Annotated in this window: 13 protein-coding genes; 2 read left to right on the top strand and 11 right to left on the bottom strand. The window is 72.9% G+C overall.

Annotated elements, in window-relative coordinates:
- Positions 1–154: 154 nt before the first annotated feature.
- The 5 genes from IE118_RS07195 to IE118_RS07175 form a co-directional block, all read right to left on the bottom strand.
- The gene (locus IE118_RS07195; RefSeq protein ID WP_189556552.1) at positions 155–1,321 is read right to left on the bottom strand and encodes a carboxylate-amine ligase; all 1,167 of its coding nucleotides are present in this window, start codon (positions 1,319–1,321) and stop codon (positions 155–157) included.
- A gap of 185 nt (positions 1,322–1,506) precedes the next feature.
- Entirely contained in the window at positions 1,507–1,827 is a 321-nt protein-coding gene (locus IE118_RS07190; protein WP_189556550.1) for an STAS domain-containing protein, read from the bottom strand.
- Entirely contained in the window at positions 1,824–3,122 is a 1,299-nt protein-coding gene (locus IE118_RS07185) for a PP2C family protein-serine/threonine phosphatase (RefSeq protein ID WP_189556549.1), read from the bottom strand. Before IE118_RS07185 ends, IE118_RS07190 begins: the two co-directional genes overlap by 4 nt.
- Positions 3,119–3,925 carry an alpha/beta fold hydrolase gene (locus IE118_RS07180; RefSeq protein WP_189556547.1) on the bottom strand — a complete coding sequence of 269 codons (807 nt, stop codon included), beginning with the start codon at positions 3,923–3,925 and terminating at the stop codon, positions 3,119–3,121. Before IE118_RS07180 ends, IE118_RS07185 begins: the two co-directional genes overlap by 4 nt.
- Before the next feature lie 54 nt (positions 3,926–3,979).
- The gene (locus IE118_RS07175) at positions 3,980–4,888 is read right to left on the bottom strand and encodes an NAD(P)-dependent oxidoreductase (protein WP_189556546.1); all 909 of its coding nucleotides are present in this window, start codon (positions 4,886–4,888) and stop codon (positions 3,980–3,982) included.
- Positions 4,889–5,051: 163 nt separating this feature from the next.
- Here IE118_RS07175 and IE118_RS07170 point away from each other — a divergent pair, with 163 nt between their 5' ends.
- Positions 5,052–5,636, top strand: coding sequence for a TetR/AcrR family transcriptional regulator (locus tag IE118_RS07170; RefSeq protein ID WP_189556544.1), 585 nt, complete (start codon positions 5,052–5,054; stop codon positions 5,634–5,636).
- A gap of 68 nt (positions 5,637–5,704) precedes the next feature.
- Positions 5,705–7,603, top strand: a complete 1,899-nt coding sequence (gene htpG / locus IE118_RS07165) for a molecular chaperone HtpG (protein ID WP_189556542.1) — start codon at positions 5,705–5,707, stop codon at positions 7,601–7,603.
- Positions 7,604–7,737: 134 nt separating this feature from the next.
- On the opposite strand, the gene mnhG is transcribed toward htpG, so the two are convergent.
- From mnhG to IE118_RS07135, 6 genes are read right to left on the bottom strand one after another with little or no spacing between them, the layout of a single operon-like run.
- Positions 7,738–8,130 (bottom strand): monovalent cation/H(+) antiporter subunit G, encoded by a 393-nt coding sequence (mnhG, locus tag IE118_RS07160; protein WP_189556540.1) that lies wholly within the window; start codon positions 8,128–8,130, stop codon positions 7,738–7,740.
- Complete coding sequence (locus tag IE118_RS07155) at positions 8,127–8,393, bottom strand: MrpF/PhaF family protein (protein WP_189556538.1); 267 nt, start codon at positions 8,391–8,393, stop codon at positions 8,127–8,129. The genes mnhG and IE118_RS07155 overlap by 4 nt, the downstream gene beginning before the upstream one ends.
- On the bottom strand, positions 8,390–9,001 hold the full coding sequence (locus IE118_RS07150; protein ID WP_189556536.1) for a Na+/H+ antiporter subunit E: 612 nt from the start codon (positions 8,999–9,001) through the stop codon (positions 8,390–8,392). Before IE118_RS07150 ends, IE118_RS07155 begins: the two co-directional genes overlap by 4 nt.
- Complete coding sequence (locus tag IE118_RS07145; RefSeq protein ID WP_189556534.1) at positions 8,998–10,527, bottom strand: Na+/H+ antiporter subunit D; 1,530 nt, start codon at positions 10,525–10,527, stop codon at positions 8,998–9,000. The genes IE118_RS07150 and IE118_RS07145 overlap by 4 nt, the downstream gene beginning before the upstream one ends.
- Positions 10,524–10,952: a Na(+)/H(+) antiporter subunit C gene (locus IE118_RS07140; RefSeq protein WP_189556532.1), complete on the bottom strand. Its 429-nt coding sequence runs from the start codon at positions 10,950–10,952 to the stop codon at positions 10,524–10,526. Before IE118_RS07140 ends, IE118_RS07145 begins: the two co-directional genes overlap by 4 nt.
- Positions 10,949–13,777, bottom strand: a complete 2,829-nt coding sequence (locus IE118_RS07135; RefSeq protein ID WP_189556530.1) for a Na+/H+ antiporter subunit A — start codon at positions 13,775–13,777, stop codon at positions 10,949–10,951. Before IE118_RS07135 ends, IE118_RS07140 begins: the two co-directional genes overlap by 4 nt.
- Between the last annotated feature and the right edge of the window lie 94 nt (positions 13,778–13,871).

Below are 13,871 nucleotides of genomic sequence, written 5' to 3'. Positions count from 1 at the left end.
GGATCAAGGCCGTGGTCGCGGTCCCGGTCCTGGTACTGCTCCCGGGGCGGGGAAGCGTGCGTGCTGCTGGGCATGGCGCTGTGACACTCTCCTTGGTCAGGGATGGCTGTGGTCGTGCATGGGGGTGGACCCGGGGCCGGGCGGCCCCTCCGGGTCAGCCGGGGGTGCCCGGGGCCGAGGCGACGCGGGCCGGGGTCCGGCCCGAGCCGGGCCGGCCGGCGGCGCCGGGCGCCAGGGGGTCGCCGCGGGTCTCGGCGACCAGCAGGTCGACACCGGCGAGCAGGTCCTCGTCCTCGGCCGTGCGGCGCATCCGGTGGGCCGCGCTGCCGGTCGCGAGGGCCTCTTCGAGCAGGGCGTGCACGGTGGCGTAGTCGCCGGACTCCTCCAGGGCGGGGCGCAGCCGGCGCAGCATCGCGCGCAGCACCGCGGGGGCGGGAGCCGCGCGGCGGGTCGCCGGGTCGACCAGCGGGCCCTCCAGGCCGGAGCGCGCGGCGCGCCAGGTGGCGGCCCGCAGCCACTCGTGGTGTCCGTCGCATCCGGTGTCGTCGCCGCGCTCCAGGCGGTGCAGGGCGTCGATCACCAGGGCGCGGAAGAGTCCGGCGACGAGCGCGACGGTCTCGGTGCGCGGGCAGGCGTCGCAGACGCGCAGTTCCAGCGTGGGCTGGTGGGCCGACGGCCGTACGTCCTGGTAGAGCATCCCGGTGTCGCTGATGACGCCCGCGCCGATCAGCTCCTCCATGGCGGCGTCGTACTCGGCGGCGCTCCCGTAGCAGCCGGCGGGTCCCGCGGTGGGCCACCGCTGCCAGAGCATGGTGCGCCAGCTGGCGTAGCCGGTGTCGGAGCCGAGCCAGAACGGGGAGCTGGCCGACAGGGCCAGCAACGGCGGCAGCCAGGGCGACACCAGGCACATGGCGCGCACCGCGGTGTCCCGGTCGGGTATGTCGACGTGTATCTGCGCGCTGCAGATCAGCTGTTCGTCGGCGAGCCGGCGGTAGTCGTCGGCCATGCGCCGGAAACGTGCGTCCGCGGTGACGTCGCGAGAGGTGACGCGGGCCAGCGGAACGGTGCCGGCGGCCACGACGGCCAGGCCGGCCGAGGAGGCGGCGGCGTCCAGCCGGCGCCGGGTCGCGGACAGGTCCGCGAAGAGGGCGTCCAGTGTGTCGTGGACGCCGCTGTTGGTCTCGACGGTCGTCTGCTGCAGCTCGCGGCTGAATCCTGATCCTTCGAGCCGCCCGAGCAGCGTGTCGGCCCTCGGCACGAGCCGGCCGCTCTCCACGTCCACGACGTGGAACTCTTCCTCTGCTCCGATGCGCACCGTCACTGCTGCTCCCCTTGCCCTTGGTCCGAGCCGCCCCCGCCCGGGCCCCGAGGTCACCGGCGGTGGATGCGGCACGTCCCGGGTGCCCCGGAAGCGGTGGACGCAATCGGATGACGACCTTCCTCCGCTCGGATGAGCGGGTGGAGCCCGTACGCCGAGGGCGCTGCGGGACGGCCGTGCGCGCCGTCCTACGGGCTCTCGCGCATGTCGAACACCTGATCAAGTCCCGTGAGGTCCAGCAGGCGCCGGAGGTGGGCGGGAACGGCGACCAGGAGGACCTCGGCACCGGCCGAGACGGCGTGGTTGCGCACGGCGATCAGCGCGGTGATGCCGCTCGAGTCGCAGAACTCCAGCCCGCCGAGGTCCATGGTCAGGCGCCGTCCGGAGGACAGGACCGTGGTGTGCGCGGCCTGGCGCAGCTGTGGCGCGCTGGTGTAGTCGAGGTCGCCGGCGACCTCGAGCGCGATGCCGGTGGACGTCGGTGACTCTTTGATCGTCAGGGGTGTCATGTCGCGATTCCGGGTCCGGTGTCGGTACGGGCGGGGAGGCCGATGGCGAGGAGGGCGGTGTCGTCGTCCAGTCCGTCACCGAAGCCCCGCAGCAGGTCCTTGAGGGCCTCGACCAGCCGGTGCGGGCCCGTGGGGGCGAGCCCGGCGGCGAAGGACACCAGGGCCTCGTCACCGTACAGCTCGCGGTGCGGTCCGACACGGGCCTCGGTGAGGCCGTCGGTGTACAGGAGGAGCGTGTCGCCCGGTCGCAGGGTGGTGCGCGCCGGGACGAACCGCGCCGCGGGAAGGGCTCCGACCAGCATGCCGCCCCGGGTGTCGAGGGTCTCCACCCGGCCGTCCACACGTATCACCAGTGCGGGTGGGTGGCCACCGGAGGCCAGGCGGACCTCCAGCGTGTCCCCCACCCGCTCCATGACCCCGACCGCGGCGGTGCAGTAGCGGGGGTCGTCGCCGGTGTACCGGTCGAGCAGGACGGTGTTCAGCGTGCCCAGGTTGGCGACCGGGTCGACGTCGTGGAGCAGGGCGGTGCGCAGGGTGTAGCGGGTGAGGGAGGTGAGGGCGGCGGCCTGCGGCCCCTTGCCGCACACGTCGCCGAGGAAGAAGGCGGTCCGCCGGTCGTCGAGCTCGAAGAGGTCGTAGAAGTCGCCGCCGAGCTGCATGGTGGAAGCCGTGTGGTAGTGGCAGGCGGTCCGTACGCCCGGTATGTCGGGCAGGGTCTCGGGCAGCAGACTGTGCTGGAGGACGGCCAGTGTCTGGCACAGCCGCTCGCGGTCGGCCTCGGCCTGTCGGCGGGCCTCTTCGGCGGCGCGGCGGGCCTCTTCGGCGGCGCGGCGGGCCCGGAGCAGTTCCTGCTCGTAGGCGCGCCGTTCCGTGGCGTCGAAGACGGTGGTGCGGATGAGCAGCGGCTCGCCGTCCTGACTCCTCTTGAGGGTCGAGGTGACGAGGACCGGCAGCCGGGAACCGGTGGCGGTCCTCAGGTCCAGCGCGATGCCGTTGAGGTGTCCCTGGATGCGCAGCAGGGGGGCGAAGTGGGTCTCGTGGTAGAGCTTGCCGCCGACGGTGAGCAGGTCGCTGAAGCGCATCCGGCCCACCACCTCGCCGCGGGACAGGCCGAGCCAGCCCAGCAGGGTCGCGTTGATCTTGGCGATGGTGCCGTCCAGCAGGGTGGACAGGTAGCCGCAGGGAGCGGATTCGTAGAGCTCCTCCGCCGAGTCCTCCAGCAGCGCGGTGAAGGCGGCGTGCGTGCCGGGCAGGCCCGCGCCCGGCTCCTCCGGCCCGCCTCCGGGCCGGTTCATCGTCCCAGGGCCGACACGAACGACCTGATCGCGGCCGCGGTGGCCTCCGGGGCACTCAGCTGGGGGCAGTGGCCGGTGGCGGCCAGGGTGACCAGCCGGCTGCCGGGTATCGCGGCGTGGACGTAGGCGCCGACCTCCGGGGGCGCGATGGCGTCCTGCTCGCACTCCAGGATCAGCGTGGGGGCGGTGACGCCGCCGAGGTCCTCGCGGCTGTCGGACAGGAACGTGGTGCGCGCGAACACGCGGGCGATGTCGGGGTCGGTGGCGCAGAAGCTGTTGGTGAGTTCCTCGCCCAGCTCCGGCCGGTCCGGGTTGCCCATGATCACCGGGGCCATCGTCGCCGACCAGCCCAGGTAGTTGGACTCCAGCGACTCGAGGAGTTCCTCGATGTCCTCCGCGGTGAAGCCGCCGCGGTAGCCGTCCTCGTCGATGTAGCGGGGTGAGGGACACACCATGACCAGGGAACCGATCCGCTCCGGGGCCAGGGCGCGGGCCAGCACGCCGGTCATCGCGCTCACGGAGTGCCCGACCACGACGGCGTCGCGCAGGTCGAGTTCCTCGCAGACCTCCACCACGTCACGGGCGTAGCCGTCCAGGGACGAGTAGCGCTCCTCCTGCCAGGCCGACAGGTCGGAGCCGCCCGCACCCACGTAGTCGAAGAGGACCACGCGGTTATCCTCGGCCAGGGCGGGCTCCACGAGACGCCACATGTTCTGGTCGCAGCCGAATCCGTGCACCAGCACCACGGTGCGGCCGGAGGCGCGCCCGGTCACACGGATGTTGTTCCTGCGATGGATGCTCATCAGCCCATGCTCGCACGCCGGGCCGGTGATCCCTCCGTGGCCCTGCGCAGGGCCTCAGCGAGGGCCGTCGTCGACCGGGGCGCCGGAGCGCGCGCCGTCCGTCCTGGCCTCCAGCGCGCGCAGCACGGCCACCATGTCCTCGCCGCCGTGGCCGCGGGCCACCGTCTCGTCGAAGAGGGTGTGACAGACGTCGAGGAGCGGGGAGGCGAGCCGGGCCCTGCGGGCGGCCCCGGCGATGAGGCGGTTGTTCTTCAGCACGTCGGTGGCCGCGGCCTGGACCGTGAAGTCCCGGGTGAGCAGTTTGGGGGCCTTCATCGTAGAGACGGCACTGGCCATCGGCCCCGCGGCCAGGACGTCGAGGAAGCGGCCGCGGTCCAGCCCGTGCCGGTCGGCGAAGTGGAAGGCTTCGGTCAGGCCGGTGACCTGGGTGATCAGGAACAGGTTCACGGAGAGTTTCATCAGCAGGGCGTTCGGCACGGGGCCGCAGTCGAACGCCTCGCCGCACATCGGGGCGATCAGGGGCCGTACGGAGGCCAGCGCGTGGTCGTCGCCCGCGAGCATCGCGACGAGACGGCCCCGCTCAGCGGGGGTCCGGGATCCGGACACCGGGACCTCGGCGTACGCGCCGCCCGCGCCGCGGATGTCGTCCTGGAGGGCGGCCGAGTGTTCCGGCGACGTGGTGCCCATGTGGACGACGGTGTGCCCGGCGACACGGGTGGCGAAGTCCGGTGTGCCCCGGCCCAGCACCGCGTCCACGGCCGCTTCGTCGGCCAGCATGAGGATCACGGTGGCGGCCCGTTCGAAGACCTCGGCGGCGCTCGCGGCCTGCTCCGCCCCGGCCTCGCGCAGGGGCGCGCACCGCTCGGGCGTGCGGTTCCACACGACGAGGGGCGTTCCGGCCCGGACGAGGTTGAGCGCCATGGGCCGGCCCATGACTCCCAGTCCGATGAAACCCACGAGCACGTCGCACCGCCGTTTCCCGGCCGCGCCGCGGGGCGGGCCACTTCCCGGATGTCCGTCATGACCGTCGTCATAGTAGCGGCTGCCATGACGGCGGTCATAGGGTCGGGGCGCAAGGCATGTGGGCGGGAGGTGGCGGGTGTCCGGACGGGGACCGAGAGAGCGGATGGTGTTCAGCGCTGCCCAGCTGATCCGGCGCGACGGGGTCGGCGCGACAGGGATGCGCGAGGTCGCCGCGCACGCCCGGGCGCCGCGCGGATCGCTCCAGCACTACTTCCCCGGCGGCAAGGAGCAGCTCGTCAACGAGGCGGTGGGCTGGGCGGGCCGGTACGCCGGGAAGCGTGTGGCCCGCTTCCTGGCCGCGCTGCCCGAGCCGACGCCCGCCCTGCTGTTCGCCGAGATGGTCCGGCAGTGGACGGACGAGTACGAGGCCGACGGCTTCGCCGGGGGCTGTCCCGTGGCCGCCGCCACGGTGGATCTCGCGACGTCCACGGACTCCGCGCGGGAGGCCGCGTCCGCCGCCTTCACCGAGTGGACGACGGCGGTGGCGCGGGCCCTGACGGACCTGGGGGTCCCCGCCGGACGCGCGGGTCCCCTCGCCACGCTCATGATCAGTTCGCTCGAGGGGGCGATCCTCCTCGCCCGCGCCGAGCGCAGCTCCCGGGCCCTGACGGAGGTGTCCCGGGAACTCGGCCCGCTGCTGGACTCGGCGGTGACGGCGCCCGGTCCGGGGCATGCGGCCGGAAGGTGACGGTGCGTTGACTACAGTGGGCGCGCCAGTATCCGGCGATTCATGGACCAGTGAGGTAATCGCGAACCATGCCGACCGAAACGTTTGAGTTCCAGGTAGAGGCCCGTCAGCTGCTCCAGCTGATGATCCATTCGGTCTACTCGAACAAGGACGTCTTCCTTCGTGAACTCGTCTCCAACGCCTCCGACGCGCTCGACAAGCTGCGTCTGGCCGTGCTGCGGGACGACACGCTCGACGCCGACGTCTCCGACCTGCACATCGAGCTCGAGATCGACCGGGAGGCCCGCACGCTCACCGTGCGGGACAACGGCATCGGAATGTCGTACGACGAGGTCGGGCAGCTCATCGGCACCATCGCCAACTCGGGCACCGCCGCGTTCCTGCGGGAGCTGAAGGAGGCGCAGGACGCGGCCGGGGCGGAGGGCCTGATCGGCCAGTTCGGCGTCGGCTTCTACTCGGGATTCATGGTCGCGGACGAGGTCACCCTGCTCACCCGCCGGGCCGGGGAGCCGCAGGGCACCCGCTGGACGTCCCGCGGCGAGGGCACCTACACCCTGGAACGGGTCGACGACGCGCCCCGGGGCACCTCGGTCGTCCTGCACCTCAAGCCGGCCGACCCGGACAACCAGCTGCACGACTACACCTCGGTGTGGAAGATCAAGGAGATCGTCAAGCGGTACTCGGACTTCATCACCTGGCCGGTGAAGCTGGTCGGCGAGAAGGACGGGGACGGCGGTGTGGCGGAGCCCGAGACGCTGAACTCGATGAAGGCGCTGTGGGCACGCTCGCGCGAGGAGGTGTCCGAGGAGGAGTACCACGAGCTGTACAAGCACATCGGCCACGACTGGCGCGAACCCCTGGAGACCGTCCAGTTGCAGGCCGAGGGCACCTTCGAGTACCAGGCCCTGCTGTTCCTCCCCTCGCACGCCCCGCACGACCTGTTCAACCAGAACTTCCGGCACGGGCTGCAGCTCTACGTGAAGCGCGTCTTCATCATGGACGACTGCGAGGCGCTGCTGCCGCCGTACCTGCGCTTCGTCAAGGGTGTGGTGGACGCCCAGGACCTCTCGCTGAATGTGTCCCGCGAGATCCTCCAGCAGGACCGGCACATCCGGATGATGCAGCGCCGGCTGACCAAGAAGGTGCTGGCGTCGGTCAAGAGCATGCTGACCGGTGACGCCGAGCGGTACGCCACCTTCTGGCGGGAGTTCGGCGCGGTGCTGAAGGAGGGACTGGTCACCGACCCCGACAACCGTGACGCGCTGCTGGCGGTGGCGTCGTTCGCGACCACCCGCGGGGAGGGGGAGACGGTCACGCTGAAGCAGTACGTGGAGCGGATGCCGGACGGGCAGGACGACATCTACTACATCACCGGCGAGTCCCGTGAGAGCGTCGACGGTTCCCCGCACATGGAGGCCTTCCGGGAGCGCGGTATCGAGGTGCTGCTGCTCACCGACCCGGTCGACGAGGTGTGGACCGACGCGGTGGGCGAGTTCGAGGGCAAGCGGCTCCGGTCGGTGGCCAAGGGCGAGATCGACCTCGCCGCCCGGGAGGACGACCGCGGCGAGGACGACCGGGAGAAGCAGGCCGAGGCGTACGCGGGCCTGCTCGGCTGGATGCGGGAGCGGCTGGAGGAGGACGTCAAGGAGGTGCGGCTGTCGACGCGGCTGACGGTCTCGCCGGCCTGTCTGGTGGCCGACGCGAACGACATGACGCCGGCGCTGGAGAGCATGTACCGGGCCATGGGCCAGGAGGTGCCGCGCGCCCGGCGCATCCTCGAACTCAACCCGGACCACGCCCTGGTGAAGGGCCTGAACGAGGCGTACGGGGAGCGTGGGGACCACGCGGAACTCACCGAGACCGCCGAACTGCTCCACACGCTGGCCGTGCTGGCGGAGGGCGGCCGGCCGAAGGACCCGGCGCGCTTCGTCCAGCAGATGGCGGACCGGCTGGAGCGCACCCTGTGAGGTGACGCCGGGCCCCGTCCGTCCACGGTGGCGGGCGGGGCCCGGACGGCGGTGCCCCGCGCACCGCGGTCCCCGGTCCGCCGCCTGTCCGCGCCCGTACCGCCGGGCGGGGGCGGTCCGGGCGCCGGCCCCCGTCAGCGCTCCGCGTCGTCGTCCCGTCCGGCACCGTCCCCGGCGTCCACGGGCGTGCCGTCGCGGGCGAGACGGTCCCCGAGCTCGTCGCGCAGCAGCCGGTCGCGGTCGAGTCCGTGGGTGCGGTAGGCCGTGCGGGCGATGATCTGACTGGTGATCGGCACGGTGAACAGCTGGAAGAGGGCGACGAGGAGCAGCACCGGGGCGTGACGCGGCGACATCTGCGCGGCCGCTCCCACCAGGACGAGCAGCACTCCCAGCGTCTGTGCCTTGGCGGCGGCGTGCAGCCGGCTCACGGTGTCGGGGAAGCGGTGCAGTCCCAGCGCGCCCAGCAGGCAGAAGACGGCTCCGGCCGGGAGGAGCACCGCCGTGACGACGTCCCGTACGACGGTCATCGCATCCCCTTGCGCTTCTCGATCAGGTGAGCCGCCGTCACCGACCCGATGAAGGCGAGGAGGGCGACGACGACGAGCACGGGGGCGGACGTGGTGTCGTCCCGCGCGATCATGCCCACGGCGGTCCCGGCGAGGACCATGGTCACGAGGACGTCGAGCGCCATGATGCGGTCGAGCGCGGCCGGGCCGCGGACCAGGCGCAAAAGTGTCAGCAGGCCGGCCACGGCCAGCACGGTCAGGGTGACGCCGTAGAGCACCGTCATCGCTCCCCCTCGCGGGACTGTTCCTGCGGCCCGTCCGGTGCGCCGGGGGCAGGTTCCCGGTCGTCGGGGCCATGGCTGTGGCCGACCGCGCGCGCGACCCGGCGTTCCACGGCCCGCACCTCCTCGCGGAGGCGGGCGAGGTCCCGTTCGTCGCGGATCGGCAGCGCGTGCACGTACAGCACCCCGCGGCGCCGGTCGATCTCCGTCACCACGGTGCCCGGGTTGATGGTGACGACCTCGGCCACCAGGGTGATCAGCAGGTCGGTGTCGACCCGCAGCGGGACCTCGATGATCGCCGTGGAGGTTCTCCTGCCGTGGCGCAGCGCCTGCCAGGCGACGGTGGCGCCGGCTCCGACGATGTCCGTGAGCAGGTGGGCCAGCAGTCGCCCGATCCGCAGTGGCCGGGGCACCGCTCCCGGCTGCAGGGGAGGCAGGGGGAAGGACACGACCACGGCGACGGCCACGAGCAGGCCGCCGGCGAACACCACCGGCCCGGTCGATCCGGTGGAGCCCCACAGCAGGATCCACAGGATCCACAGCCAGACCACCAGCGGCAGATGGCGCAGCGCCCGGCGGCCGCGGCGCGGGGTGTCCGTCGGGCCGGTCACCGGTCCCCCTCCCCCAGGACGGCGGATCGGTAGTCCCGCGGGTGCAGCAGGTCCTCGGCCGCCCGCTCACCGAGCTCGGCGAGCGGACCCGCGCACACGGCGATCGCGATCCCGGCCACCGTCATGCCGGCCGCCGCGGCGAACATGAACCGCGTCCCGCTCGGGCGGGCCGCCGGGGTGTCCGGTTCCGGCGGTGGCTCCTCGCGGTGGCCGGCCACCCGCGCGGTGAAGGCCACGGTCCACACCCGGGTCATGGCGTACAGCGTCAGGAGGCTGGTGAGGAGGGCCGCCGCGGCGAGTGCGTACGCCACCGGGCCGCCCTGCGCCACTCCGGCCTCGAGGAGGGCCAGCTTGGCGACGAAGCCGGAGAACGGCGGGATCCCCGACAGGCTCATGGCGGGGACCGCGAACAGCGCGATCACCAGGACGCCCGGGGGCCACCGCCCCGCCATCCGGTGCAGCGCCGCGGTGCCGGTCCGGCCCACGACGAGCCCGGCGGCGAGGAAGAGGGCCGCCTGGACGACGATGTGGTGGATGACGTAGAGGATGGAGCCGGTCAGGCCCCGCGCGTCGAAGAGCGCCAGCCCGAACAGCATGAAACCGATGTGACTGACCAGGGTGAAGGACAGCAGCCGGTTGAGGTCGTCCTGGGCGATGGCGCCGAGGATCCCCACGATCATGGTGATGATCGCCGCGCAGGCCAGCAGGGTCCACACGTCGGTGCGGGGGAAGAGCAGCGTCTGGGTGCGCAGCAGCGCGTACACGCCGACCTTGGTCAGCAGGGCGGCGAACACGGCGGTGATCGGCGCGGGGGCGGTGGGGTAGCTGTCGGGCAGCCAGAAGTGCAGGGGGATGACGGCCGTCTTGATGCCGAGGACCGTCAGCAGGAGCAGGGCGAACGCGCCGCGCAGCCCGTCGGGCAGTTCGGCGAGCCGCGGACCGAGCTGGGCCAGCGTGACGGTGCCGGTGGCCGCGTAGACCAGGGCGATCAGGGAGAGGAACAGCAGGGACGACGTCAGGCTGACGATCGTGTACGTCATTCCCGCACGGGTGCGGTTCTCGTCGGCGTCCAGGGTGATCAGCACGTACGACGCGGCGAGCATCACCTCGAAGGCGACGAAGAGGTTGAACAGGTCGCCGGAGAGGAAGGCCAGGCTGACGCCCGTGATGAGCAGCAGGAAGGCGGGGTGGAAGACCACCACGGAGGGGGTGCGGTCCTCGGCGGTGCCCTGGCCGATGGCGAAGACCAGCACGGCCAGGGCGACCAGTGTGGACACGGTGAGCAGCAGGGCCGACAGCCGGTCGGCCACGAGGGTGACGCCGAGCGGGGCGGGCCAGCCGCCGACGTGCAGCGCCTGCGGTCCGCGGGTGTCGGCCAGCACGAGGAGTGCGGCCTCACAGGCCAGGACGAGGGTGAGGACGCCCGTACTGAGGGCGCGCACCACGGCGTGGGACAGGGGGAACAGGGTCAGGCCGGCGCCCAGGACCGGCAGCAGGACGGGAAGGGCCGGCAGGACGCCCGTCATCGGTCCGCTCCGTCCGTCGTGCCGTCCACCGCACCGTGTTCCGGTCCTGGGTCGTTCCCGGCGCGTTCCCGGGCGGTGCCGATCCGCCGGTCCTCCAGGTCGTCGCGCACCTCGTCGTGCCCGGACAGGCGCCAGGACCGGTAGGCCAGGGCCACGAGGAAGACGGTGAGACCGAAGGTGATCACGATCGCCGTGAGGGCCATGGCCTGCGGCAGCGGGTCGGCCGTCGGCGCGGTCCCCTCCCCCTGCACGACCGGTGGCCGTCCCGGGCTGCCCCCGACCACCAGCAGCAGCAGGTTGGTGCCGTGGCCGAGCAGGATGAAGCCGAAGACGATCCGCATCAGTGACCGCTGGAGCATGAGGTGGAATCCCGCGGTGAACAGGCCGCCGACCACCAGTGCCATCGTCACGTCGACCGAGTTCACCGGTGACTTCCCTCCCTCTCCCCGTCCGCCGGGGTGCCGTCGTGTTCGAGCGAGACGCCCACTCCCGACAGCAGTTTCAGTACGACTCCGACGACGAGCAGGTAGACACCGACGTCGAAGAACAGGTTGGTGGCGATCTCGACCGTGCCGAGCAGCGGCGGACGGACCGTCACCAGCGCGCTCTCCAGCGGTACGCCGCCGAAGGCGAGGGGTGCGAGGCCGACGCCGGCCGCGAGCATCAGGCCCGAGCCGGCGACCGCGCCCGCCGGCACCCGGACGGCCGCCCCGAGATCCGCCCGTCCGCCCACCAGGTACCGCAGCACGAAGGCCAGGCCGGCCACCAGGCCGCCGGAGAAGCCGCCACCCGGGCGGTAGTGGCCGGAGAACAGCAGGAACAGCGACAGCAGGAGGATCGAGGGGAACAGCAGACGGGTGGCCACCTCCAGCAGCACCGACCGTTCGCCGCCGGGCCGTTCGCCGGCGCCCGGCAGCCAGGTCCGCGCCGGTTCGTCCCAGTGCGCGGTCGGGAACGTGCCGGGCGCGCCGCCGCCCGGGATCCGCTCCTCGGCTCCGCGCACCCGTACCAGGCTCATGACGCCGACCGCCGTGACCAGCAGCACCGCGATCTCTCCCACGGTGTCCAGCGCGCGGAAGTCGACGATGATGGCGTTGACGACGTTCTTGGCACCCGTCTCCGCGGCCTGCCGCGCGTACTCCGTCGAGATCGCCGGAGCCGTGCGGGCGGCGGAGGCGACCAGGGCGAAGCAGGTGACGAGGACGCCCACGGCCCCGGCCGCCGCGGCCCGCACGAGGCGGGCGCGCCGGCGGACCCGGCCCGGGCTGAACCGGGGCGGCATGCGGCGCAGTACGAAGACCACCATGGCCAGCGTCATGGTCTCCACGAGGAACTGGGTGAGCGCCAGGTCGGGCGCGCCCCGCACCACGAACACCGCCGCCACCCCGTAGCCCGCCGCGCCGGCGAGGAGCACCCCGGTCAGCCGGTACCGGGTGGCGACGACGGCCGCGGCCGCCCCCAGGATCACCACCGCGAGGAACGGCTCGACCGGGGACCACCACAGCGGCGGGGAGCCCGGCGAGGGTGCCGCGGCCGCCAGCGCGACACCCGGCACCGCCACCAGGGTGACCAGCAGCACGGTCAGGTAGACCGGCAGCGACCCCACCTGGGTGTGCCGGGTGACGACCGTGGCCAGCCGGTCCAGTCCCGCGGTCGCGCGGTCGAAGGCGCGCTGCACGTCCGGCAGCCGGGGCACCGCCCACCTGCCGGGGCCCACCGCGTGCACGAGAGCGCCCAGGAGCAGGGTGAGCGCCGACAGGCCGAGCACGGGTGTGAAGCCGTGCCACAGGGACAGCTCGTACGGGCCGTGCGGTCCGGGCGGGTACACGTCCGCGTAGGCGGTCGTGACGGCCGCGGTGGCCGCGTGTCCCACGCCGAGCACCAGGCCCGCGGCCGACAGGACGGCCACCGGTGCGACGAAGCCGGGCTCGGGGCGCTCCGCCCCGTCCACCGCGGCGTTCGGGCGTCCGCCGAAGGCACCCGTCACGAACCGCGCCGCGTACGCCACGGTCAGGACGGAGCCGATGACCAGGGCCACGCCCAGCAGTTCGTTGCCGCCGATGTCCGTGCCCTTCCAGAACGCCTCCAGGGCGGCTTCCTTGCCGACGAATCCCAGGAGCGGCGGAAGACCGGCCATCGAGGCGGCGGCGAGCACGGCGACCGCGCACAGCACCGGCATACGGCGTCCCGCCCCCGACAGTTCCCGGATGTCCCGGGTCCCGGTCCGGTGGTCCAGGATCCCCACCGTCAGGAACAGCGCCGCCTTGAACGCCGCGTGGGCGAGCAGCATCACCGTGCCGGCGAGCGCGGCGGTCCGCGTGCCGGCTCCCAGCAGGGCGGTCAGCATGCCGAGTTCGCTGATCGTGCCGTAGGCCAGGAGCAGCTTGAGGTCGGTCGCGCGCAGGGCACGCCAGGCGGCAAGCACCATCGTCGTCAGACCGACGGCCAGCACCATCGGCCGCCACGGCGGCACCTCGGCGAGGGCCGGTGCCAGCCGGGCCACCAGGTAGACCCCGGCCTTGACCATCGCGGCCGCGTGCAGGTAGGCGCTGACCGGTGTGGGGGCCACCATCGCCGCGGGCAGCCAGCCGTGCAGCGGCATCTGCCCGGACTTGGCGAACGCGCCGATCAGGACGAGCACGACCGCGGCGGACACCGTGCCGCCGCGCGGTGGGTCGGCCAGGATCTCCGAGACGCGGTAGGTGCCCGCGGCCTGCCCGAGCATGATGAAGCCGAGCAGCATGACCAGGCCGCCGGCCGTGGTCACCAGCAGCGCCTGCCGGGCGGCGCGGCGCTCCTCCTCCCGCTCACCGCGTTGCTGGATGAGCAGGAAGGAGGCGACCGTGGTCAGTTCCCAGAAGACGTACAGGACGAAGAGGTTGTCGGCCAGCACGAGTCCCGCCATCGTCCCGGCGAAGGCCAGCAGCAGGGCGGCCTGCCGGCCCGCGTCCCGCTCGACGTAGTACCGGCAGTACAGCAGGACCAGGGCTCCGACGCCGGCGACGATCCACAGCATCAGCAGGGACAGGGCGTCCAGCCTCAGGTCGATCGTCAGCCCGAGTGCCGGGGCCCAGGACAGGGACTCCCGGTGGTCCCCGCCGTCCAGGACCTCCGCCGTCCACGTGCCCGCCCAGGCCACCGTCGCCAGCGGCACCAGGGCCGCCACGATCCACACGGCACGGCCCAGCCGCCGCTGCCACCAGGGGATCGCCGCCGCGACACCCGCATGGGCGGCAAGCAGGAACAGCACCGCACCAACTCCTTCGTGGAATTCGGCCGTCGGCAGCGGCCCGCTCGGTCGTGGGGGTGTACCCCGGTCGGGGCCCCAGAGTGCCCGCTGACGT

The sequence above is a fragment of the Streptomyces pilosus genome (genome assembly GCF_014649835.1).
Taxonomy (GTDB): domain Bacteria; phylum Actinomycetota; class Actinomycetes; order Streptomycetales; family Streptomycetaceae; genus Streptomyces; species Streptomyces pilosus.
This window is presented reverse-complemented; position numbering and strand designations above follow the sequence as displayed.